This window comes from Caulobacter sp. SRI_008, assembly GCF_057586355.1.
The window spans coordinates 1-1,036 of the sequence record NZ_JBYCZS010000057.1 but is presented as its reverse complement, the minus strand read 5'-3'; the positions used below and the strand labels follow the sequence as shown (position 1 = coordinate 1,036).

2 protein-coding genes are annotated in these 1,036 nt (G+C 64.9%); both read right to left on the bottom strand.

Annotated elements, in window-relative coordinates:
• Positions 1 to 230: hypothetical protein (locus tag AC2YHT_RS25640; RefSeq protein ID WP_487292610.1), on the bottom strand; the 230-nt coding region annotated here is incomplete at its 3' end.
• Between the two features lie 82 nt (positions 231 to 312).
• Entirely contained in the window at positions 313 to 627 is a 315-nt protein-coding gene (locus AC2YHT_RS25635) for a hypothetical protein (RefSeq protein WP_487292609.1), read from the bottom strand.
• Positions 628 to 1,036: the final 409 nt, after the last annotated feature.

Genomic DNA, 1,036 nt, shown 5'->3' with positions numbered 1-1,036 from the left:
GCGCCAGCATAGAGCCGGTCCGCGAGGTCTCCATGGGGGTCGATGAGGGCGAAGCCGCGGCCGGCCGCCATGTCCTGCCGCGCCAGCGTCTCGAGCATCGAGGACTTGCCGGTGCCGGTCTTCCCGAGGGCCAGCATGTGCGAGAGGCGGTCGGCCTGGCGGATGCCGAAGCGCTGATGGCGGGAGTGATGTGTGGTGCTGCCGAAATACGAAACGTCGGGCGAGGGCATGCCCGGAGTGTGCGGGCTCGCCGGTCAGCCGGCACGGCGGCTAAGCGCTAGCGCAACTGGCGCGCTGATCCTCTGGACCAGCCTAGGTTTCGTTGGCCGGAACGAGTTCTCCTTGAGATGCCGCCGCCGGCTTCAGGAGGTGTAGGACGTCCGCGCCGATGGCCCGAATGCCCGCCGCGCCCATCGGATCCGATTTCTCGATCTTCGTCGCGCTGCCTTCCACCTCACTGATCGCCTGGCCGATGACCTCATTCATGTCGATCGTTACGCCGGCCTTCTTCGCGACATTGAGGAGATGCGCCAGGATGATGGACAGCACGAGCTCATGGCTTTGCACGCGCGTGCGGAGCATGCGGAAATCGTCCCTCAGGTCCCGGAGATCCTGCTCGATGGACATTGAACGCCTCGTACTGTGAGATCGCGGGGAAATCGGGAGGCGCTTTCGGCTCCACGATTGTCCCTTATAGGGTGCGGGGCCGCTGCCTGCCTAGGGACGAGCGCCGCTCCAATGCTTCCTAGGGTAAGCCGAAAGGGGGCAGCGTCATCGTCTAGAGGCGCGTGTGTCTCCGCCTATGGTCGGCGGAAAGCGCAGCGCAACTTCGTCAACAGCGAGGGATTCTGGCGGGCGCAGGGGGCTGCTCGGCACGGATCGGATCAACCGACCATGGGCACTGGCCGATCGATCCGAACGCCAAATCAAGCAGGCACGCGTACTGTACGGTTCTTACCGGAACGGGGGAATGTGGCGGGTGGCCGCATGACTCCTGGAGGAGGCCTTAGCGGCTTTCCCATGTTGGGGGGAAAGG

Coding starts and splice junctions, on each gene's coding strand:
- AC2YHT_RS25635 (WP_487292609.1), bottom strand. CDS start 627: ATGTCCATCGAGCAGGATCTCCGGGACCTGAGGGACGATTTCCGCATG.